This window comes from Pseudochelatococcus lubricantis (assembly GCF_042432495.1).
Taxonomy (GTDB): domain Bacteria; phylum Pseudomonadota; class Alphaproteobacteria; order Rhizobiales; family Beijerinckiaceae; genus Pseudochelatococcus; species Pseudochelatococcus lubricantis.
The window spans coordinates 223,576-245,208 of the sequence record NZ_JBHLXC010000024.1 but is presented as its reverse complement, the minus strand read 5'-3'; the positions used below and the strand labels follow the sequence as shown (position 1 = coordinate 245,208).

General features: G+C 67.2%; 20 protein-coding genes. 9 read left to right on the top strand and 11 right to left on the bottom strand.

The features are described 5' to 3' along the window. Positions 1-2: 2 nt before the first annotated feature. Together lptE and leuS are read right to left on the bottom strand one after the other, a co-directional pair. A complete protein-coding gene (gene lptE / locus ACFFJ7_RS20315; protein ID WP_377594845.1) occupies positions 3-575 on the bottom strand; it encodes an LPS assembly lipoprotein LptE in 573 nt (190 codons plus the stop codon). Then, the gene (gene leuS / locus ACFFJ7_RS20310) at positions 562-3,213 is read right to left on the bottom strand and encodes a leucine--tRNA ligase (protein ID WP_377594843.1); all 2,652 of its coding nucleotides are present in this window, start codon (positions 3,211-3,213) and stop codon (positions 562-564) included. The genes lptE and leuS overlap by 14 nt, the downstream gene beginning before the upstream one ends. Before the next feature lie 196 nt (positions 3,214-3,409). Here leuS and ACFFJ7_RS20305 point away from each other — a divergent pair, with 196 nt between their 5' ends. The 8 genes from ACFFJ7_RS20305 (at position 3,410) to ACFFJ7_RS20270 (ending at position 11,007) form a co-directional block, all read left to right on the top strand. Continuing rightward, positions 3,410-4,111 (top strand): YggS family pyridoxal phosphate-dependent enzyme, encoded by a 702-nt coding sequence (locus ACFFJ7_RS20305; protein ID WP_166954912.1) that lies wholly within the window; start codon positions 3,410-3,412, stop codon positions 4,109-4,111. A gap of 257 nt (positions 4,112-4,368) precedes the next feature. Next, a complete protein-coding gene (locus ACFFJ7_RS20300; protein WP_377594840.1) occupies positions 4,369-4,932 on the top strand; it encodes a F0F1 ATP synthase subunit delta in 564 nt (187 codons plus the stop codon). Further along, positions 4,932-6,461 carry a F0F1 ATP synthase subunit alpha gene (gene atpA, locus ACFFJ7_RS20295; protein ID WP_166954916.1) on the top strand — a complete coding sequence of 510 codons (1,530 nt, stop codon included), beginning with the start codon at positions 4,932-4,934 and terminating at the stop codon, positions 6,459-6,461. Before ACFFJ7_RS20300 ends, atpA begins: the two co-directional genes overlap by 1 nt. Positions 6,462-6,530: 69 nt before the next feature. Next, positions 6,531-7,409: a F0F1 ATP synthase subunit gamma gene (locus ACFFJ7_RS20290; RefSeq protein WP_377594837.1), complete on the top strand. Its 879-nt coding sequence runs from the start codon at positions 6,531-6,533 to the stop codon at positions 7,407-7,409. Positions 7,410-7,529: 120 nt separating this feature from the next. Then, on the top strand, positions 7,530-8,981 hold the full coding sequence (gene atpD / locus ACFFJ7_RS20285) for a F0F1 ATP synthase subunit beta (RefSeq protein WP_166954920.1): 1,452 nt from the start codon (positions 7,530-7,532) through the stop codon (positions 8,979-8,981). Positions 8,982-9,044: 63 nt separating this feature from the next. Next, a complete protein-coding gene (locus ACFFJ7_RS20280) occupies positions 9,045-9,446 on the top strand; it encodes a F0F1 ATP synthase subunit epsilon (RefSeq protein WP_166954922.1) in 402 nt (133 codons plus the stop codon). 152 nt (positions 9,447-9,598) lie between these two features. Beyond that, on the top strand, positions 9,599-10,201 hold the full coding sequence (locus tag ACFFJ7_RS20275; RefSeq protein WP_166954924.1) for a nitroreductase family protein: 603 nt from the start codon (positions 9,599-9,601) through the stop codon (positions 10,199-10,201). Between the two features lie 107 nt (positions 10,202-10,308). Beyond that, positions 10,309-11,007 carry an orotate phosphoribosyltransferase gene (locus ACFFJ7_RS20270; protein WP_166954926.1) on the top strand — a complete coding sequence of 233 codons (699 nt, stop codon included), beginning with the start codon at positions 10,309-10,311 and terminating at the stop codon, positions 11,005-11,007. Positions 11,008-11,133: 126 nt separating this feature from the next. On the opposite strand, the gene ACFFJ7_RS20265 is transcribed toward ACFFJ7_RS20270, so the two are convergent. After that, positions 11,134-12,096, bottom strand: a complete 963-nt coding sequence (locus ACFFJ7_RS20265) for a tyrosine recombinase XerC (protein ID WP_166954928.1) — start codon at positions 12,094-12,096, stop codon at positions 11,134-11,136. A gap of 91 nt (positions 12,097-12,187) precedes the next feature. Between ACFFJ7_RS20265 and ACFFJ7_RS20260 the strand changes: the two genes are divergently transcribed. Next, on the top strand, positions 12,188-14,410 hold the full coding sequence (locus ACFFJ7_RS20260) for a primosomal protein N' (RefSeq protein ID WP_377594833.1): 2,223 nt from the start codon (positions 12,188-12,190) through the stop codon (positions 14,408-14,410). Between the two features lie 24 nt (positions 14,411-14,434). Here the strand turns inward: ACFFJ7_RS20260 and olsA are convergent, their stop codons facing one another. The 8 genes from olsA to murJ all read right to left on the bottom strand — a co-directional run bounded on the left by olsA (position 14,435) and on the right by murJ (position 21,621). Further along, complete coding sequence (olsA, locus tag ACFFJ7_RS20255) at positions 14,435-15,241, bottom strand: lyso-ornithine lipid O-acyltransferase (RefSeq protein ID WP_377594831.1); 807 nt, start codon at positions 15,239-15,241, stop codon at positions 14,435-14,437. Positions 15,242-15,254: 13 nt separating this feature from the next. Then, positions 15,255-15,629 (bottom strand): Fur family transcriptional regulator, encoded by a 375-nt coding sequence (locus ACFFJ7_RS20250; protein ID WP_246225410.1) that lies wholly within the window; start codon positions 15,627-15,629, stop codon positions 15,255-15,257. Positions 15,630-15,848: 219 nt separating this feature from the next. Further along, positions 15,849-16,352, bottom strand: a complete 504-nt coding sequence (locus tag ACFFJ7_RS20245) for a GNAT family N-acetyltransferase (protein WP_377594957.1) — start codon at positions 16,350-16,352, stop codon at positions 15,849-15,851. A gap of 36 nt (positions 16,353-16,388) precedes the next feature. Next, positions 16,389-17,141, bottom strand: coding sequence for a tRNA (adenosine(37)-N6)-threonylcarbamoyltransferase complex dimerization subunit type 1 TsaB (gene tsaB, locus ACFFJ7_RS20240; RefSeq protein WP_377594829.1), 753 nt, complete (start codon positions 17,139-17,141; stop codon positions 16,389-16,391). 120 nt (positions 17,142-17,261) lie between these two features. After that, positions 17,262-17,870 carry a malonic semialdehyde reductase gene (locus ACFFJ7_RS20235; RefSeq protein ID WP_166954938.1) on the bottom strand — a complete coding sequence of 203 codons (609 nt, stop codon included), beginning with the start codon at positions 17,868-17,870 and terminating at the stop codon, positions 17,262-17,264. A 157-nt stretch (positions 17,871-18,027) separates the two neighbouring features. After that, positions 18,028-18,597: a NifU family protein gene (locus tag ACFFJ7_RS20230; protein ID WP_377594827.1), complete on the bottom strand. Its 570-nt coding sequence runs from the start codon at positions 18,595-18,597 to the stop codon at positions 18,028-18,030. Between the two features lie 196 nt (positions 18,598-18,793). After that, a complete protein-coding gene (trpS, locus tag ACFFJ7_RS20225) occupies positions 18,794-19,837 on the bottom strand; it encodes a tryptophan--tRNA ligase (RefSeq protein WP_377594825.1) in 1,044 nt (347 codons plus the stop codon). Positions 19,838-19,941: 104 nt separating this feature from the next. Beyond that, positions 19,942-21,621 (bottom strand): murein biosynthesis integral membrane protein MurJ, encoded by a 1,680-nt coding sequence (murJ, locus tag ACFFJ7_RS20220; RefSeq protein ID WP_377594823.1) that lies wholly within the window; start codon positions 21,619-21,621, stop codon positions 19,942-19,944. Positions 21,622-21,633 lie beyond the last annotated feature (12 nt).

Here is a 21,633-nt window from a genome sequence, read left to right as displayed (position 1 = left end):
GTCTATCGTCCGGCTGGAATCGCACCCGATGCGAATTTGGCGGCGAGGCGCGTATGGATCTGGTCGGCGAGCGCCTTCGCCACCCTGATCTGCGCGTCGCGGGCGGCGCGCAGCGAGGCGAAGCGCTGGGGCGTGCGGTCATAGGCGGAGGAGGCCACTGCCGTGGCGGACATGACGGGATCGCCGCCGCCGGCCGGCAGGAGCTTGAACTCGGCCGTGCCCGTCAGCAGCGCCGCCTCCGCGTTGCCGGTCGAGGTATTGACGATGGTGGAGGAGACCGATTCGGACACCTTCGCCTCCAGCCGGAAGCGCTTCGTTGCCGCGTCCGGTGAGCCGCCGGTAAGGCGGTAGCCCAGCTCGCTCTGCAGGTAATAGGCAAGCCTGTTGTGATCGCGGTTGCCCGGATCGACGGTGGCAAGCTCGATCGCCGCCAGTTGCTCCTGCACGGACGGCCCGTTGGCCGATACGCCATACAGAGGCCGGAAGCAGCCGCCGAGCAGGGCGACTGCGAGCATCGCGACGGCGACGCGGACGAGCGGGCGCAAGGCCGGGCGGAACGTGTCAGACGACGACATTGATGATCCTCTGCGGGACGATGATGACCTTGCGGACCGCACGTCCCTCGGTCGCCTTCTGCACGGCTTCGAGAGCGAGAACGGCTGCCTCGATGGTGGCCTGGTCGGCATCGCGCGCCACCTCGATGTCGGTGCGCTTCTTGCCGTTGACCTGCACCGGCAAGGATATCACATCCTCCACCGTCAATGCACGATCCGCGACCGGCCACGGCGCCTCGGCCACAAGATCGGCATGGCCGAGCGCGGCCCAGCATTCCTCGGCGAGGTGCGGCATCATCGGCGCGGAAATCTGTGTGAGGAAGGTGGCGGCCTCCCGCGCCGCTTCCACCAGCGCGGCGCCCGCGCCGTTCTTGCGGGCCGGCACCAGCGCGTCCTGCAGGGCATTGGCGAGTTCGTAGATCTGTGCCACGGCGCGGTTGAACCGCAGGCGCTCGATATTGTCCTCCACGCCGATCACCGTGCGGTGCGCGGCCTTGCGCAGCGCCAGCGCCTCCGCCTCGTCTGCAACGCCCGCCGCCACGGCAAGGCCCGCCGTCTCCTGCACAAGGCGCCACAGCCGCTGTACGAAGCGGTAAGCACCCTGAACGCCTTCCTCCGTCCAGATGAAGTCGCGCTCGGGCGGCGAATCGGAGAGCATGAACCAGCGTGCCGTATCGGCGCCGAAGGTATCGATGATCTCGTCCGGGTCGATGACGTTCTTCTTCGACTTCGACATCTTCTCGACCGCGCCGATCTCGATCGGCTCGCCGGTCGTGATGTGGAACGCCAGCCGGCTGTCTTCGTCTCCCGTCTCGAAGCGCACCTGCGCGGGTTCCACCCACGTCTTGCCGGCATCGCGGTAGGTCTCGTGCACCACCATGCCCTGCGTGAACAGGCCGGCGAACGGCTCCTTCACATTCAGGTGGCCCGTGACCGACATCGCCCGGCTGAAGAAGCGCGAATAGAGCAGATGCAGGATCGCGTGCTCGATGCCGCCGATATACTGGTCCACCGGCAGCCAGTGGTCAGCGATCTTCGGGGTCGTCGGTGCGGTCTCGTTCTTCGGATCGGTGAAGCGGGCGAAGTACCACGACGAATCGACGAACGTGTCCATCGTGTCCGTCTCGCGCCGCGCCGCGCCGCCGCATTGCGGGCAGGGAACCTGCTTCCACGCCTCATGACGGTCCAGCGGATTGCCCGGCACGTCGAACGTGACGTCGTCCGGCAGCTTCACGGGCAGATCCGTTTCGGGAACCGGCACCGGGCCGCAGCTTCCGCAATGGATGATCGGGATCGGGCAGCCCCAGTAGCGCTGGCGGGAGATGCCCCAGTCGCGCAGGCGGAAGTTCACCTTGCGCTGTGCGACGGGCCGGCCGTCGTACTGTTCCCTCTCCAGGCGGGAGGCAACCTCCTCCTTGGCCTCGGCGATGCTCAGGCCGTCGAGGAAGCGCGAGTTGACCAGTACGCCGTCGTCCGTGAAGGCGGTGTCGGTAATCGCGAGCGTCGACAGATCGGTCCCGGGCGGGCAGACGACGGGCGTGTTGCCGAGGCCGTAGGCGTTCGCGAAGTCGAGGTCGCGCTGGTCGTGCGCGGGGCAGCCGAACACGGCGCCCGTGCCGTAGTCCATGAGCACGAAATTGGCGACGTAAACCGGCAGCGTCCACGCGGGATCAAAGGGATGCAGCACGGACAGGCCGGTGTCGAAGCCTTTCTTTTCCGCCTTTTCCAGCACTTCGGCGGCCGTGCCGGTGCGGTGGCACTCGTCGATGAAGGCGGTCAGCGCGGCGTTGCCCTCCGCGAGGCGCTTCGCCAGCGGATGGTCGGCCGAGATGGCGAGGAAGCGCGCGCCGAAGATCGTGTCCGGGCGGGTGGTATAGACCTCGACCTCGGAAAAGCCTTCTGCCGCCGGCTCCCGCGAAACGCTTGCGGCGTCCAGCGCGAATCGCAGCAGCAGGCCCTCGGAACGGCCGATCCAGTTGCGCTGCATGGTGCGCACCTTTTCCGGCCAGCGGTCGAGCGTGTCGAGCGCGTCGTGCAGATCCTGCGCGAAGTCGGTGATCTTCAGGAACCACTGCGTCAGTTCCCGCTGCTCGACAGGCGCGCCGGAGCGCCAGCCGCGTCCGTCGATGACCTGCTCGTTGGCGAGCACCGTATGGTCGACCGGGTCCCAGTTGACCTTGGACGTCTTGCGGTCGACGAGGCCGGCCTTCAGAAAATCGAGGAACAGCTTCTGCTGGTGCCTGTAATAGGACGGGTCGCAGGTGGCGAACTCGCGGTTCCAGTCGAGCGACAGCCCCATCGACTGCAGTTGCTTGCGCATCGCGGCGATGTTGGCATAGGTCCATTGCGCCGGGTGGACCTTGCGTTCCATGGCGGCGTTCTCGGCCGGCATGCCGAAAGCGTCCCAGCCCATGGGGTGCAGCACGCTGAAGCCCTTCGCCCGCTTGTAGCGCGCCACGACGTCGCCCATCGCATAGTTGCGCACGTGGCCCATGTGGATGCGGCCGGAAGGGTACGGAAACATCTCAAGCACGTAGTAGGGCGGGCGCGAATCATCGTTGCGGGTGTTGAAAAGCTGCTTCGCCTCCCACGCCGCGCGCCACCGGGGTTCGACGTCCTTGGGGTTGTACCGTTCCGTATTGACTGGGTCCGCACTCATGGTCTTGCTATCTGGAATCCGCTGTCGCAAATCATTGTCGGCCGTCGGGCCGGCGGGAGAGCGCAGCAGGCCGTCCCGGCCGGTCGGACGCTGCGCATTTTGCAGGACTTAGGGCACGAATGGGACTGGCCGTCAACGTGCTCTCCGGCGCGGTGGGTGCGAAACGGCTGCCGGAATGGGGAAAGGCGGGAAGGTTATGGGGCCGACATCCGAAAACGGGGACAATGCCGCCGCGCGCCTCGCGGCCGTGCGCGCCGCCGTCGCGCGCACGGCGCGCGAGGAAGGGCGAGAGCCCGGCGAGGTCACGCTGATCGCGGTCTCGAAGACCTTCGACGTAGAGGCGATTCGGCCTGTGCTGGAGGCCGGACAGCGGGATTTCGGCGAGAACAGGGTGCAGGAGGCGAAGGCCAAGTGGCCCGCGCTGAAAGAGGAATTTCCTGCGGTGCGGTTGCACCTGATCGGGCCGCTGCAGACCAACAAGGCGCGCGAGGCCGTCGCCCTGTTCGACGCCATCCACTCGCTCGACCGTCCCTCGCTGGCGCGGGAACTCGCCCGCGAGCAGGCGCGCGTCGGCGCCGCGCAAATGCCGCTGTTGTTCATCCAGGTGAACACCGGCGAGGAGCCGCAGAAGGCCGGCGTGGCGCCGCAGATCGCCGATGCATTCATCCGCGAATGCCGCGAGGAGCACGGGCTGGCGATCGAAGGGCTCATGTGCATTCCACCCGCCGGCGAACCGCCGTCTCCCCACTTCGCGCTGCTGCGCAAGATCGCGAAGCGGAACGATATCAGGGGGTTGTCGATGGGCATGAGCGGGGACTTCGAACAGGCCGTCATGCTGGGCGCCACCCATGTCCGCGTGGGCAGCGCCATCTTCGGCGAACGCAGTTATCCTGCATGACTCCGGACGTCGACCGGCCCCTCCATGCAGCCCGCGCAGGGCTCGCTCCTGGCCGGGCGTGGCGCCCGTGCAACGTGACGGCGGGATTGTGACATGCCGGGTTGCGCGGCGCTCAAGCCTATGTTAGGGCACCCAAACCGATGGGAATGCGGACCGCGTTCCCGTTCTCATCACAGAGTTATGCAATCGGGTTGGTATGATACGGCCGAATGTGGCCACTGGCGTCATACCTGCTCAATAACCCCGGAGAGAGGCCCGTGTCACAAGGCGGATCGATCGTTTCCGGCGTCGCGGGACGCTATGCCACCGCGCTTTTCGAACTGGCGGTTGAAGCCAATAGCGTCGATTCCATCAGCGCGGATCTCGATCGGTTCGAGGCGCTCATCGCCGAGAGCGCCGATCTTGCGCGCCTCGTGCGGGTGCCGGTGTTCACGGCCGAGCAGCAGCTCAACGCCATCACCGCCGTGCTGGAAAAGGCGGGCATCGGCGGCTGGGCCGGCAAGTTCATCCGGCTGGTGGCCTCGAAGCGCCGCCTGTTCCTGATCCACGAGATCATCAAGGCCTACAAGGCGCTGGTCGCTGAAAGCCGCGGCATCGTCCGCGCCGAGGTGACGGTGGCCGAGGAACCTTCCGCCAAGGTGCTTGAGGACATAAAGACGGCGCTCAAGAGTGCCGCGAACGGCGGCGAGATCGTTCTCGACGTCCGGGTCGACCCCGCCATCCTCGGCGGTCTCGTTGTCAAGCTCGGCAGTCGCATGGTCGACGCGAGCCTGCGCTACAAACTTAATTCTATCCGTCTCGCGTTGAAAGAGGTCGGCTGATGAGCATCCGCGCCGCGGAAATTTCCGCAATTCTCAAGGAGCAGATCAAGAACTTCGGTCAAGAGGCCGAAGTAACCGAGGTCGGCCAAGTTCTCTCGGTGGGCGACGGTATCGCCCGCGTTTATGGTCTGGATCAGGTCCAGGCCGGCGAGATGGTGGAGTTCGAATCGGGTGTGCGCGGCATGGCGCTCAACCTCGAGAGCGACAACGTCGGCATCGTGGTGTTCGGTAGCGACCGCGATATCACCGAGGGCGAGACGGTCAAGCGCACCAAGTCCATCGTGGACGTGCCGGTGGGCCCCGGCCTGCTCGGCCGCGTCGTGGACGCACTTGGCAATCCCATCGACGGCAAGGGGCCGATCCAGGCGACGGAGCGTCGCCAGGTGGACGTCAAGGCTCCGGGCATCATTCCGCGCAAGTCGGTGCACGAGCCCATGGCGACGGGCCTCAAGGCCATCGACGCGCTGATCCCGATCGGCCGCGGCCAGCGTGAGCTGATCATCGGCGACCGCCAGACGGGCAAGACCGCGATCGCGCTCGACACGATCCTCAACCAGAAGCCGCTCAACCAGGGCGACGACGAGAAGGCGAAGCTTTACTGCGTCTACGTCGCCGTGGGCCAGAAGCGCTCCACCGTCGCGCAGTTCGTGAAGGTGCTGGAAGAGCAGGGCGCGCTCGAATATTCGATTATCGTCGCCGCCACGGCCTCGGACCCCGCGCCGATGCAGTACATCGCGCCGTTCGCTGGCTGCGCCATCGGCGAGTACTTCCGCGACAACGGCCTGCACGCGGTGATCGTGTATGACGATCTGTCGAAGCAGGCTGTGGCCTACCGCCAGATGTCGCTGCTGCTGCGCCGCCCGCCGGGCCGCGAAGCCTATCCTGGCGACGTGTTCTATCTGCACTCCCGCCTGCTGGAGCGCGCCGCGAAGCTGAACGAGGACAACGGCCTCGGCTCGCTGACCGCGCTGCCCATCATCGAGACGCAGGCCAACGACGTCTCGGCCTATATCCCCACCAACGTGATCTCGATCACGGACGGCCAGATCTTCCTTGAGACGGACCTGTTCTACCAGGGCGTGCGCCCGGCGGTGAACGTCGGCCTCTCGGTGTCGCGCGTGGGCTCCTCCGCCCAGACGAAGGCGATGAAGAAGGTTGCCGGCAAGATCAAGGGCGAGCTTGCCCAGTATCGCGAAATGGCTGCGTTCGCGCAGTTCGGCTCGGACCTCGACGCCGCCACCCAGCGTCTGCTGAACCGCGGTGCGCGCCTGACGGAACTGCTGAAGCAGTCGCAGTTCTCGCCGCTGAAGAACGAAGAGCAGGTGGTCGTGATCTACGCCGGCGTCAACGGCTATCTCGACGTCATCCCGGTCGCGAAGGTCCGTGAGTTCGAGAACGGCCTGCTCGCGTTCGTCCGTTCCAGCCACGCCGACATCCTTGAGGATATCCGCGTGACCAAGGACCTGTCGAACGAGACGGCCGCCAAGCTCAAGGCTGCGATCGAGGAGTTCGTCCGGTCGTTCAGCTGACCGGATCGGGTATGGATCGGGAAGGAGCGTGACAGGGTCACGCTCCCCGCGAGGAGATAGGCGTCAACCATGCCGAGCTTGAAGGACCTGCGCAACCGCATCGCCTCCGTGAAGGCGACGCAGAAGATCACCAAGGCCATGCAGATGGTGGCCGCGGCGAAGCTTCGCCGCGCCCAGCTCGCGGCCGAGGCCGCGCGTCCCTTCGCCCAGCGCATCGACCGCGTTCTGGCCAATCTGGCTCAGAGCATCGGGCCGGGCGATGGCGCGCCGCCGCTGATCGCCGGCACGGGCAAGGACGACACGCACCTGCTGATCATTGCCACCGCCGAGCGCGGTCTTTGCGGCGGTTTCAACTCGTCGATCGTTCGTCTGGCGCGCGAGCACATCCAGTCCCTGCTCTCGCAGGGCAAGACGGTGAAGATCATCACCATCGGCAAGAAGGGCTACGAGGCCCTGCGCCGCCAGTACGCGGACTACATCATCGAAACCGTGGATCTGCGCGACGTCAAGACGCTGACATTCGATGTCGCGGACCGGCTCGGCAAGAAGATCATCGCGGCTTTCGAGGCGGGTGACTTCGATGTAGCCACGTTGTTCTACTCGGAGTTCCGTTCGGTGATCTCGCAGATTCCGACGGCGCAGCAGCTTATTCCGGCCGTGCTGCCGGAGCGTCCGGACGATGCGGTGGCGGATGCGGTCTACTCCTATGAGCCGAACGAGGAGGAAATCCTCGAGACGCTTTTGCCGCGCAACGTGTCGGTGCAGGTTTTCCGGGCGCTGCTGGAGAACGCCGCTTCCGAGCAGGGCGCGCGCATGTCGGCGATGGACAACGCGACGCGCAACGCCGGCGAAATGATCAAGAAGCAGACGCTGATTTACAACCGGTCACGTCAGGCGATGATCACCAAGGAACTGATCGAGATTATCTCGGGCGCAGAGGCGATCTGACGCGGCGCACGGGAGGGCGCCTTGCGGCGCCGACGATATCGGGAAGGGTGCGGCCAGCAGTGGCCGGCGCCAGGTGTAGGATGAATGAGAGGCTCGGACGGCCTCGGACGGAGCAGCACCATGACTAATGTTTCCCCGGCTAAGAGTACTGGCCGCATCACGCAGGTGATCGGTGCTGTTGTCGACGTGCAGTTCGACGGGCAGCTGCCCGAGATCCTGAACGCGCTGGAGACCACGAACCGCGGCCACAGGCTGGTGCTCGAAGTGGCGCAGCAGCTCGGCGAGAACACCGTGCGCACCATCGCCATGGACACGACCGAGGGGCTGGTGCGCGGACAGGACGTCACCGACACGGGCGCGCCGATCAAGGTGCCTGTCGGCAACGCGACGCTCGGACGCATCCTCAACGTCATCGGTGAGCCGGTGGACGAAGCCGGTCCGGTCGAGGCCGAGGACATCCGCGCCATCCACCAGCCGGCGCCGAGCTATGCTGAGCAGTCCACGGAATCTCAGATCCTTGTTACCGGCATCAAGGTCATCGACCTGCTCGCCCCCTATGCGCGCGGCGGCAAGGTCGGCCTGTTCGGCGGCGCGGGCGTCGGCAAGACGGTGCTCATCCAGGAACTGATCAACAACATCGCGAAGGCGCACGGCGGCTTCTCGGTCTTCGCCGGTGTCGGCGAGCGCACCCGCGAGGGCAACGACCTTTACCACGAGATGATCGAATCGAAGGTGAATGTCGATCCCAAGGAGAACAACGGCTCTGCCGCCGGCTCCAAGTGCGCGCTGGTTTACGGCCAGATGAACGAACCGCCGGGTGCGCGTGCCCGCGTGGCGCTGACCGGCCTTACCGTCGCCGAGCATTTCCGCGATCAGGGCCAGGACGTGCTCTTCTTCGTCGACAACATCTTCCGCTTCACGCAGGCGGGTTCGGAAGTGTCGGCGCTTCTCGGCCGTATCCCCTCCGCAGTGGGTTACCAGCCGACGCTCGCCACCGACATGGGCGCGCTGCAGGAGCGCATCACCACGACCACCAAGGGCTCGATCACCTCGGTGCAGGCCATCTACGTGCCCGCCGACGACCTGACCGACCCGGCACCGGCCACGTCCTTCGCGCACCTTGATGCCACCACCGTGCTGTCGCGCGCCATCGCGGAAAAGGGCATCTACCCGGCCGTCGACCCGCTCGACTCCACGTCGCGCATCCTGTCGCCGCTCGTCGTCGGCGACGAGCACTACGGCGTTGCCCGCTCGGTGCAACAGGTGCTGCAGCGCTACAAGGCCCTGCAGGACATCATCGCCATCCTTGGTATGGACGAGCTGTCGGAAGACGACAAGTTGACGGTGTCCCGCGCCCGCAAGATCGAGCGCTTCCTTTCGCAGCCGTTCCACGTTGCCGAAGTGTTCACCGGTTCGCCCGGCACGCTGGTCGGTCTTGAAGACACCATCAAGGGCTTCAAGGGGCTGGTGGAAGGCAAGTACGACCACCTGCCGGAAGCGGCGTTCTACATGGTGGGTACCATTGAGCAGGCTGTCGAGAAGGCGCAGAAGCTCTCCGCCGAAGCCGCGTGACGCGATGAAAAGGGCGGGGCGGTGAAGCGCCCCGCAGGCTGAAGAGAGGTCGGGAGTACCGTCATGGCTACCTTTCATGTCGAGCTGGTCTCGCCTGAGAAATTGTTGTTCGCGGGCCAGGCCGAAAGCGCCACGGTTCCGTCCGTCGATGGCGAGATGACGGTGCTGGCTGCGCATGCACCCCTGATGGCGGTGCTGAAGCCCGGCGTCGTCCAGATTCGGGACGCGAACCAGAACATCCGGCGTCTGTTCGTGCGCGGCGGCTTCGCCGACGTGAACCCTGCTGGCCTCACCGTGCTTGCGGAATACGCCATTCCGGTCGAGGAGATCGATACGGCCTTCGTCGACAGCCAAATCCGGGACGCGGAAGAGGACGTGCGCGACGCCAAGACTTTCGAGGACAAGCAGGCTGCGTCCGAGAAAGTGGTGCAGCTTCGCGACCTGCGGGCTGCCGCCAGCCGTTGAAGCCGGAGCGGTTCCGGGTGCTGAAAGGCGGCGCAAGCCGCCTTTTTTATTGGCCGGACTGCCCTTGTTTCGTGCGAATATAAAGAGATATCAGCTATTTACTCTCTTCCGCCGTCGGCTATGGTTGATGCGGACAAATGAGGGAGGCGGCGATGGTGGATGAGGCACAGGTCGACAAGCGGTTGAAGAGGCTGGAGCGCCGCCGCTCGGCGGCGCCGCTCGAACTCGGCGCGCCGGGGCCGGATGCCGCGCTGCTGCGGCGTCTGCTGGCGATTGCGCTGCGCGTTCCCGATCACGGCAAGCTGGAACCGTGGCGGCTCATCGTCCTGGAGGGCGCGGCCAAGCGCGAGGCGAGCGAGCGGCTGGCGCGGCTCTACGTGTCGGAAAATCCTGAGGAGGACGATGACAGGCGGGACAAGCAGGCTGAGAAGATTGCCGGCACCTTTGCTGCGGCGCCGGTGACGATCGTCGTTGTCAGCCGGGCGGACCCGCAGGCGCGCAAACCCGAATGGGAACAGATTCTTTCGGCCGGCGCGGTCTGCATGAATTTGCTGACGGCGGCGACGCTCGCCGGATTCGACGGCGTGTGGCTGACGGGATGGCCGGCCTACAACGAGGCGGCCAAGGGCGTCCTCGGCATCGCGACTGACGAGCGCGTTGCCGGCTTTATCCACATCGGCACCGGGAGCGAAAAGCAGAAGGACCGTCCCCGTCCCGACCTCGACGAGGCGGTGACCTGGTGGCAGGCATCCTGACACGCTCCGTCCCGCCATAAAACATTCTTGCCGAACGGGCCGGGTCGTGATTGAAGGCTCTTGACCGATTCAGCCGCGCCAGCGGGCGACGCCTTCAGGAGACCCCCATGACCACCTTGCCGCCTCCCATCGATCGCGAACTCATCGCGCGCCAGGCCGCGCGGATGCTGCTTGAAATCAAGGCGGTGCATTTCAACGCCGAGACGCCCTACATCTTCACCTCCGGCTGGGCCAGCCCGGTCTACATCGACTGCCGCAAGATCATCTCCTATCCGCGCCTGCGCTCGTCGCTGATCGATTTCGCCGCCTCCACCATCGTGCGGGAGATCGGTTACGAATCGATCGACATCGTCGCCGGCGGCGAGACAGCGGGCATTCCCTTCGCGGCGTGGATCGCAGACCGGCTCGAACTGCCGATGCAGTATATCCGCAAGAAGCCCAAGGGCTTCGGCCGCAACGCCCAGATCGAGGGCGAGGTACATGTCGGTGCGCGCACGCTCCTCGTTGAAGATTTGGCGACGGACGGGCGCAGCAAGGTGAACTTCGCCGAGGCGCTGCGCACGGCGGGCGCCCAGGTCGACCATTGCTTCGTGCTGTTCTTCTACGACATCTTCCCGCACAGCCGCGAGGTGATGGAGAAGCTCAACGTCAAGCTGCATTACCTGACCACGTGGTGGGATGTGCTGGCGGCGGCGAAGGAGAGCGGTCATTTCGATCCGGGCGTGCTGGCGGCGGTCGAGGCCTTCCTCAACAAGCCGGCCGAGTGGTCCGCCGCGCACGGCGGCATTTCCTCGTTCGCGAGCTGATCGGATCGGCGTCGGCCTAAACATCTGGATCGTTACGTCGTTTCATAGAGACGATGTAATGATCTAATTCTTTGATATTGAACAAATTTTCATCGCTAAAATCAGTCTGTTGGATTGGAGCGCGCTTTACCGCGCCCGTGCGCGGGGATGGGCCGCGTCGAAAGCTGCCATCAGCCGGGCGGCGTCTACTTTCGTGTAGCCCTGCGTCGTGGACAACGAGGCGTGGCCGAGCAGTTCCTGAATGGCGCGCAGGTCGCCGCCGCGGCCCAGCAGATGCGTGGCGAAGGAATGGCGCAAAGCGTGCGGTGTGGCGCTGGCAGGCAGGCCGAGCGCGCCCCGCAGCGTCTGCATGGCGAGTTGCACGATTCGCGGCGACAGGGGGCCGCCCTTCGCGCCCCTGAACATCGGCTCGTCCGGCGGGAGCGGATAGGGGCAGAGCGCGAGATAGTCGGCGATCGCGCGGCTCACTTGTGGCAGTACGGGGACGGAACGCATCTTGTTGCCCTTGCCGACGACGGTGACGCTGTCGCGGCCATCGATGGGCGCGTCCTTGCGGGGGATCGACAGCGCCTCGCCGATGCGTAGCCCGCAGCCGTAGAGCAGCGACAGCACGGCGGCATCGCGCATCAACACCCATTGAGGCTTGTCTTCGCCGGCGCGCAGGTCCGCGTCGGTCACGGCGCGCGCGGCGTTTACGGGCAGCGGTTTCGGCAGCGTGCGGGTGATGCGCGGGCCGCGCACGGTGGTGAAGGCGGCCGCCTCGCCGCGCTCGGTGCGCTCCAGAAACCGGGCGAAGGAGCGCAGCCCGGCGAGCTGGCGCATGAGCGTGCGGTTGCCGATCTCATGCTGACGGCGCTCCGAGAGAAAGGCGCGCAGGTCCGCGGGCGTGAGGTCGGCGAGGCCGGCAAGCGCGGGCGGTTCGCCGCGATGGGTGGCAAGGAAAGCGAGAAACTGGCGTGTATCGCGCTCGTAGGCCACCAGCGTTCTCGGCGAGAGGCGGCGCTCCGATCCGAGGTGCCGCAGCCATTCGGCCAGGGCCGCCTGCACGTCGGGAGACAGGGGGAAGGAGAGGGCGGCGACGTTGCTCATGCGGAAATGATACGGGCGCGGCGCTAATCGCGGGTAAATGGCGCGCCGCGTGCCTGTTCCGCGCCGGCGCGGAATCGCGTATCCCGTTACCATGATTCATCCTGTCCCGCCCGATCCGGTTTCCAACTGCCCGCGGACCGTCGACGTCCTGCTGCCGGTGGCGCTCGACAAGGCCTATTCCTATGCCGTGCCGGAAGGCATGGCGCTGGACGCCGGGGACGTGGTGCGCGTGCCGCTCGGCAAGCGCGAGACAGTTGGCGTCGTCTGGACTGCGCATGCGGAAGCGGGCGAGGGCGCGGGAGGCCTCAAGCGGGTGATCGGGCGCATCGACGTGCCGCCCTATAGCGAGCGGATGCGCGCATTCATCGACTGGATTGCCTGGTATACGCTCGCCCCGCGCGGCCTTGCGATGCGGCTCGCGCTGCGCGTGCCGGAGGGGGGTGGCGAGGATAACGCCCGCCTGCTGGAGCCACCGCGCATCGGCGTGCGGCGTGCAGGCGATTCGCCCGCACGTATGACACCGGCGCGCGCGCGGGTGCTGGCGGCGGCGATGAACGGACACGTCTTCCTGAAGCGAGACCTCGCCCGCGAGGCTGGCGTGTCGACGACCGTCATCGATGGGCTCATCGACGAGGGCACGCTGGAGACTGTGCCACTGCCGCCAATGCCGGTGGTGCTGCCGCCCGATCCCGATTTCGCGCGGGCGAAGTTGTCCGATGTCCAGCGTGCGGCGGCGGAGGCGCTGCGCGCCGCCGTGCGGGAGGCGGCATTTTCGGTGACGCTCGTCGAGGGCGTCACAGGCTCGGGCAAGACGGAAGTGTACTTCGAAGCGGTGGCCGAAGCGCTGCGGGCGGGGCGGCAGGCACTGATCCTGATGCCGGAAATCGCGCTCACCTCACAGTTTCTGGCGCGGTTCGAGGCGCGCTTCGGCGCCAAACCCGCCGAATGGCATTCCGGCGTGACGGGCCGCAAGCGCGCGCGCATCCACGCCGGCACGGCGGATGGCACGGTGCGCGTCGTGGCGGGGGCGCGGTCGGCGCTGTTCATGCCGTTTCGCGATCTGGCGCTGATCGTGGTCGACGAGGAGCACGAGGGCGCCTACAAGCAGGACGATGGCGTCATCTATCACGCCCGCGACATGGCGGTGGTGCGCGGGCGCTTCGAGCAGGCGTCCGTGGTGCTCGCCTCCGCGACGCCGTCCATCGAAAGCAAGGTCAATGCCGACCGGGGACGTTACAGGCATCTGCTGCTGCCTGAGCGCTTCGGCGGGCGGACGCTGCCGGAAATCCGAGCCGTCGACCTGCGCCGCCATCCGGCGGAGCGGGGGCGCTGGATATCGCCGCCGCTCGTCGTCGCCGTCAACGAGACGCTGGAGGCGGGCGAGCAGGCGCTGTTGTTCCTCAACCGGCGGGGCTATGCGCCGCTCACGTTGTGCCGCCACTGCGGCCACCGCTTCCAGTGCCCCAATTGCTCGGCATGGCTGGTGGACCACCGTTTCCGCCGCGCGCTCGTCTGCCACCACTGCGGGCATGTCGAGCGTCGGCCCGATGTCTGCCCCGCCTGCGGCGAGGCGGATACGCTCGCCGCCTGCGGCCCCGGTGTCGAACGCCTCGCGGAGGAGGTGGCGGAGGTGTTTCCGGACAGGCGCGCCATCGTGCTCTCCAGCGATTCGCCCGGCGGTGCCGAGCGCATTCGCGCGGAGCTGCAGGCGGTTGCCGACGGCGAGGTCGACATCGTCATCGGCACGCAGCTCGTCGCCAAGGGCCATAACTTTCCCGGCCTGACGCTGGTGGGCGTCATCGATGCGGATGTCGGCCTGGCGAACGGCGATCCGCGCGCGTCCGAGCGTACGTTCCAGCTCATGCAGCAGGTGACGGGCCGCGCCGGGCGCGGCGACAGGCCCGGCCGGGCGCTGATCCAGACGATGCAGCCCGACCATCCCGTGCTGCGCGCCATCCTCTCCGGCGACGTGGCGCGCTTTTATGCCGAGGAAATCGCCGTGCGGGAGGAAGCGGGCCTGCCGCCATTCGGGCGGCTCGCGGGCATCATCGTCTCCGGCCCTGACCGGGCGGAGGCGGAAAACTACGCCCGGGCGCTGGCGCGCATGGCCCAGGCGCCAGCCCATGTCGTCGTGCTCGGTCCTGCAGAAGCGCCGCTTGCCATGATACGCGGCCGCTATCGCTTCCGGCTTCTGGTGCGGACGGCGCGGACGGTCGATCTGCAGGCGTACCTGCGCGACTGGCTGGAGCGCGCGCCCAGGCACCCGGCGAAGCTCAGGGTGGCAGTGGACGTCGACCCATACAGTTTCATGTAGCCGTCTACCTTTTTATGTAGCCGACTATTGAGGTCCGATCTTGCCGCCGATGGCGAGCGCCTCGCGCACCTTCTCGCGCACCTCCTCTTCGGCGGCGCGGGTTGCCTGCTTGCGGTCGGTGCCGGCGGCGAAGGGAATGGGCGTGCCCCATGTCAGTTGCACATCGATGGGACCGCCGGAGAGGATGCCCTTGAGGTGGGGCGCGAGTTCCATGTCGCCGTGCCAGGCGATGGCGGGCTTGTCGGCCCGTTGCAGCGGCAGACCGTCGCGCCTGACATAAGTGATGGCGAGCGGTTGCAGTACGACGTCGAGCCCGCTGTCCGCGCCGGCCAGCGCCTCCCGCGCCGCGCCCACCAGCGCGGAACGGAAGGGCAGCACGCGCGTGCCGTCGCCGGTAGTGCCCTCCGCGAATAGCACGATGCGATCGCCGGCGCGCAGGCGCTGCGCCACGGCGTCGTTGGTGCGCGCCGTATCCGTGCGGCGTGCGCGATCGATGAAGACGGTGCGCTGCAGCCGCGCCAGCAGGCCCACCATCGGCCAGGTGCCCACTTCCGCCTTGGCGATGAACGACAGCGGCGTGAGCGCCGACAGCACGCAGATGTCGAGCCATGAGACGTGATTAGAGAGAATCAGTGCCGCCTTGCCGCGCGGCGGCTCGCCGTGGACGATGCGCCGGATGCCGAGCGTGGCGCAGACGATGCGGTGATAAAGTAGCGGAATGGCGCGCCGTCCCGGCCCGTCGAGGCGCACCGCCAGCCACTGCAGCGGGATGCCGACGAGCGTCACGGGAACCAGCACCGCAATGCGGCTGTAGAAACGCAGGCTGCTCAAGGCTGGATACCCGTTATTTAGACTTGTCGTCGATTGGAAGCGCGTAAAGCTCCAGCCGGTGATGCACCAGCCGGTAGCCGAGCTTGCGGGCGATCTCCGCCTGCAACGCCTCGATCTCGTCGGAGTGGAATTCGATCACCGCGCCGGTGTTCATGTCGATGAGGTGGTCGTGATGGACGGCTGGCGCGCTTTCGTAGCGGGCACGACCGTCGCCGAACTGGTGGCGCTCGATGATGCCCTGATCCTCGAACAGCTTGACAGTGCGGTAGACGGTCGACAGCGAGATGTTCTCGTCCACGACCGTGGCGCGGCGGTGCAACTCGACCACGTCGGGATGGTCGTCGGCTTCCGCGATGACCTTGGCGATGACGCGCCGCTGGCCCGTCATGCGCAGGCCGCTGGTGCTGCACAAGCGCTCGATGACGTTCTTCTCGTTGAGGCGCTTGTCCGTCCCGCCGGGGCCCGCCGCCTGCTTCTTCTCGTCGGCGACCGTTTTGGGGAGGGGGGACATCGCATTTCTCCGCAATATCGTTGTTGGGCGACAGCCGAACGCAAAACCATGCGGGAACAGGATTTCCCGCATGCAGAGTCTACAGGAAACGATACGTTAATCCAACTGGGCGCGCATGGTGATGGCCGTGGCGCGGCTGCCGTCCAGCCCGGGGTAATAGCCCGGGCGGCGGCCGATATCGACGAAGCCGGCGCGGCGGTAGAGCGCGCGTGCGGCAGCGTTGCCCTCGTCAACCTCCAGAAACACCGTGCGCGCGCCGAACTGTGCCAGCCTGTCGAGGTGATGCATCAGCAGCAGCCGGCCGGCGCCCTGTCCGCGCGCGTCGGGGGTCATGGCGACCGTCAGGATTTCAGCCTCGTCGACGACGATCCGGGACAGCGCGAAACCGAGCAGCGGCGCGCCGCCTTCCGGAAAGATGCCGCCCGCGAAAACGCCATCCGCGAAGTGGGCCGCGCTGGCGATCATGCGTTCCAGCTCCAGCGCATCCCACGCCCGCGCGAAGCACGCGGCGTGGATGGCGGATGCCGGAACGGCGTGGCCGGTGATCAACGGGGCGACATGCGGCGGGGCGCGGTGGAAGGTGAACAGGTCACGGAACATAGCACTCACGGTCGGATCGGGCATCGCCGGGAAGGGTCACTGGCGCGGGAGGCGCGCCTTGTCCTGGGGTTTTGCGTCCGCGCCGCGCAGATAGAGCGGCTGTGGCAGGGCGGTGCGCGCATCGGCGGCCATGCCCAGCCGCGCAACCCAGCGGATATCCGGCGCGGGCGCCGAATCGGCCACCCGCGTATCGAGGCCGACTGCCTTCGCCTCGGCGGCGAGCAGTTCGGCCGCCGGACCGGCGAGCGTTACCGCGCCCGTGCCGAGCAGGCGCGCGGCCTCCCTGATCGAGATATGGCGGGCCGGGACGATCACCCGCCCGCCGGGAACGCTTGCCTGAAAATAGATGGCGCCGTGGCGGGCATCGATGGCGGCGGCCAGCACCGGCTGGCGCGGATCGGCGGTCAGCACGAGTGGCGCGAGGCATGCGGCGAGGGTGGAAACGCCCACCGCCGGAATATCGGCGGCGAGGCCGATGGCGCGCGCTGCGGCGATGCCCACCCGGAGCCCCGTGAAACTGCCCGGACCGATGGTCACCGCGACGCGGTCGAGCGCGGCGAAACCTTCCTGTGCCGTGCCGCCTTGCGACGCGACGGAACGGGCAACCACCCGTTCGACGAGCGGCAGCAACGCTTCCGCATGGCCACGGTCGATCAGCAGCGATTCGATCGCCAGAACGTCGCGGGAGAAGGGATCGGTGGTGCTGACGTCATCTGCCGGCGGCGCCTGCGTATCGATCACGCAGGCGGCGCACGCGCCGAGCGCCGTATCGATGGCCAGTATCCGCAAACCCTTCCCCTGCCTGTCGTATCAATCGTTCTTCATCGTCATGTATGATACGAAGCGCAGGCCGTGTCACCCCCCGCAGCCGGCAGGACAGCCAATATGCGGGGGATGACGGAGGGCGGGTCAGTCGATCCGCGCGTACTCGTCGAAGTCGAGGCGCGGCAAGCGCTCGAACAGCCCTGCGGGATCGCCGTAACCGATGTTGATAAGGAAGTTGGACTTGACCTTGCCTTCGGGGAAGAAGGCGGCGTCGACGCCCGCCTTGTCGAAGCCCGACATCGCGCCGGTGTCGAGGCCGAGCGCGCGCGCCGCGAGGATGAAGTAGGCGCCCTGCAGGGATGAGTTGCGCACCCCCGTTTCCTCGATGAGCGCCGGATTGCCGGCGAACCACGGGCGCGCGTCCACATGCGGGAAGAGCTTCGGCAGCTTGTCGGGGAACTCGGTGTCGTAGGCCACGATGACCGTGGCGGGCGCGGCCAGCGACTTGGCGCGGTTGCCCTCGCTCAGCAGCGGACCGAGCTTCGCCTTGGCCTCGGGCGAGCGCACGAAGACGAAGCGCGCCGGCGAGGCGTTGGCGCTGGTCGGCCCCCACTTGGAGAGCTCGGCCACCTGGCGCAGCAGGTCGTCCGAAACCGGAATGTCCCGCCACTTGTTGTGCGTGCGCGCGGTCAGAAAGAGCTGGTCGAGGGCAGCGGCGTCGAGCGGCGCACCGGGGGCGTTGTCGATTGTCATATCCATCTCCAGTGATGCATGAGAGTGATGATCGTCGGGAACAATATGCCGCAACGCAACATCATGTCATGCCCCGGGGCGCCCCGAAGCTGCAAGTGCCGCTTGCACGGATGCAAAGCCAGGTGCGGCGAAGCACGTGGCTGGATCCGGCTGGCGGTCAGACCGCCTGCACCTCCTGCACGTCGGGCAGGAAGTGCCTGAGCAGGTTCTCGATGCCGTGCCGCAGCGTGGCCGTGGAAGACGGACAGCCTGAGCAGGCGCCCTTCATGGCGAGATAGACGATCCCGTCGCGGTAGCCACGGAACGTGATGTCGCCGCCGTCGCCGGCCACGGCGGGGCGCACGCGCGTCTCGATCAGGTCCTTGATGATCTCGACCGTGTCGATGTCGGCGTCGTCGAAGAACTCCTCGCCGTCGTCGTAGCCATAGACCTCATGGTCGTGGCCTTCCGCGATGAGCGGCGCGCCGGACAGGAAATGCTCCATGATTGCGCCGAGGATGGCGGGCTTGAGGTGCGGCCATTCGCCCTCGCCCTTCGTCACGGCGACGAAGTCGCTGCCGAAGAACACACTCGACACGCCGTCGATATCGAAAAGCCGCTGGGCGAGCGGCGAATGGGCCGCCTCCGTGCTGGAGCGGATTTCGATGGGTGCGTCCGGCGATACGTCGCGGCCCGGCAGGAACTTGAGCGTCGCCGGATTGGGGGTGGCTTCCGTCTGAATGAACATGCTTTTCTCCTCACCTGACCGCTTCAAGGGCGGCGGTGAAAAACGCATCGGTCCGGAAAACGGCTGACTTTCTCCGGGCACCCGATGCGCCGACAACAGTTACCCGCCGGACTGCGTCCGGCGAACAGCTCCAATCTGGCGCTTTTCGCGCCGGGATTCAATGGGCTGCGTGCGGCGCGGCGTCCGGAGAGAGACGTCAGGAGCGGTCGCGCACGAAACCCACGATGTCCTTGACGGCGTTCATCGTCTCACGGGCGATGCCGCGCGCGCGGCGGCTGCCGTCGGCGAGCACGGAATCGATATAGCCGGGGTCGGCCGCGAGCCGCTGCATCTCCGCGCTGATGGGCGCGAGCTTCGCCACCGCCACATCGACCAGCGCCGCCTTGAACGACGAGAACTGGCTGCCCGCGAACTCGCGCAGCACGTCCTCCGGCGTCCGTTCCGCGAGCGTTGCGAAAATGCCGACGAGGTTGTCGGCCTCCGGGCGCGCGGCAAGCTCTTCCGCCGTTTCCGGCAGAGGCTCCGGGTCGGTTTTCGCCTTGCGGATCTTCTGGGCGATGGTGTCGGCATCATCCTTGAGGTTGATGCGCGAATAGTCCGAGGGGTCGGACTTCGACATCTTCTTCGTGCCGTCGCGCAGGCTCATGACGCGCGTCGAGCTGCCCTGGATGAGCGGCTCCGGCAGCGGGAAGAACGCCTCACCGAAGCCGTGAGCGGCGATGGAACCGGCGTAGTCGTTGTTGAATTTCTGCGCGATGTCGCGTGTCAGTTCGACGTGCTGCTTCTGGTCCTCTCCCACCGGCACCGCGTCCGCGCGGTAGACGAGGATGTCGGCGGCCATGAGCGAGGGATAGGCGTAGAGGCCGAGCGAGGCGTTCTCGCGGTCCTTGCCCGCCTTGTCCTTGAACTGCGTCATGCGGTTCATCCAGCCGATGCGCGCCACGCAGTTGCATATCCAGGCGAGTTCCGCGTGCTCCGACACCTGGCTCTGGTTGAAGACGATGTGCTTCTGCGGATCGACTCCGCTCGCGAGAAACGCCGCCGTCACCTCGCGGATCTGGCGCGTCAGCGCCTCCGGCTCCTGCGGGACGGTGATGGCGTGCATATCGACGACGCAATAGATGCAGTCATAGTGTTCCTGCAAGGCGACGAAGCGCGACACCGCGCCGAGATAGTTGCCCAGATGCAGGTTTCCGGTGGGCTGCACGCCGGAAAAAACACGTTTCTTCAAGACGGACATGACAACGTCCCATCCCTTTCGTCGGTTCGGAGGCCGGAAGCGGATATCCGGTTGGTTACAGGCGGGTTATCGCAGGCGCGCGCCTTTCGGCAAGGAAAAAAGCATCACGGCTTCCCTTTCCGGGGCAGCAGGCCGTCCAGGGCGCCGCACAGGGCCGCGAGCGCCGTGTAGACCGCGACGCCTGCGAGGCAGAGCGCCGCGAGGGTGCCGGCGCGCAGGGCCGTGGGCACGTGCTCCGCAAGCCACGGCGCGGCAAGCCGGTCGAGCCCCGCGACGGCAAGCCCCATGACGGCCGCCGCCAGCGCCAGCCCGGCGGCGCGCAAGGTCAGCGGCCGCCCCCACAGGACATCCCGCCGCGCGGCGATGGCGAGCGCCAGCGCCTGCGTCCACAGGCCGATGCTCGTCGACAGGCCGAGGCCGGCCGGGAAGCCGAGCGCCCCCGTCAGGCCGGCCATCGGCTGCGCCGCCGCGAGCGTGACGGCGACCCCCGCCAGCCCCGCAAGGAGCGGCGGCACAAGCTGCCGACGCGCGAAGAACGGCTGGATCAGCACCTTGCTCGCCGCGGCGGCCGGCAGCCCGAGAGCCAGCGTCACCAGCAGCGCGCTCGTCTGCGCGCCGTCCGCCGCCGTGAAGGCGCCCCGCTCGAAGAGGATGGCGGTGATGGTGGGGCCGAGCGCAGCGAGGCCCGCCGCCGCCGGCAGCGCCAGCGCGAGCGCACCGACGAGGAAGCCGGTCACGGACGCCGCGATGTCCGGTGGCCCGCCTTTCCCGGCCACGAACTCCGGCAGCAGCACCACACCCGCCGCCACGCCGATGAAGGAGAGCGGCAACTGGAAGACGCGGTCCGCGTAATAGAGCCACGATACGGCCGAGGGCTCGGCGGAGGCGATCGCGGTCGCCGTGAGCAGGATGACCTGCGTCATCGCGCTCGCCACGAGCGCCGGCAACGCGAAACGCAGCAGGCGGCCGACGGCGCCGTCGGCTGCACGGTCCGCGATGACGGGCGGGGAGAGGGGGGGGCGTCCCGCCGCATCGCAACGGGAAACGGGCATCGTTTTGCGGATGAATTTGATGCATGAACAAAAAAACGGGGCAAAACGACAATTCACGCTCAAAGCATTCTGCCCCGGCATCCGCGCCACGGCGACGGCGACGATGGCAAGGTGCAGCAGGCCGGAAAGGCTGATGGCCACGGCAAGCCACGCGCCGGCACGCGGATCGCCGGCGGCGCCGTTTTCCGCCAGCAGCAGCGCGCCGATCAACAGCGCGTTGACCAGCGCCGGCGCGACAGCAGCAGCGGCGAAATATCGGTGAGCATTGAGCAGGGCGGCGAGCAGCGACGCGAGGCCGGTGAAGGCGACGAAGGGCAGCGCGAGGCGCGTGTAGAGCGCCGCGAGGGCGAGTTTGTCGCCTTCTTCTGCGAACCCGGCCGCGAACAGGAGCACCAGCGGCCCGGCCGCGAGTTCCGCGAGCGCCGTCAGCGCAAGCAGCAGCACGGCCGCACCGCCGATGGCGCGGCCGGCGAATGCCCGTGCCGCCGCCGGCCCTCCTTCGGCGAGGACCGCGCCGTAGAGCGGCACGAAACCGGCGTTGATGCCGCCTTCGCCGAGCACACGCCGCACCACATTCGGAATACGAAAGGCGATCAGGAAGGCGTCGGCGACTGCACCCGCGCCCAGCACCTGCGCGATCAGCACATCGCGGGCGAAGCCGAGCACGCGCGAGGCTGCCGAGGCGGCGCCGACGGCCGCGCCGGCGCGCGCGAGTGAGCGGCCTGCGGACATGCGAAATCCGGC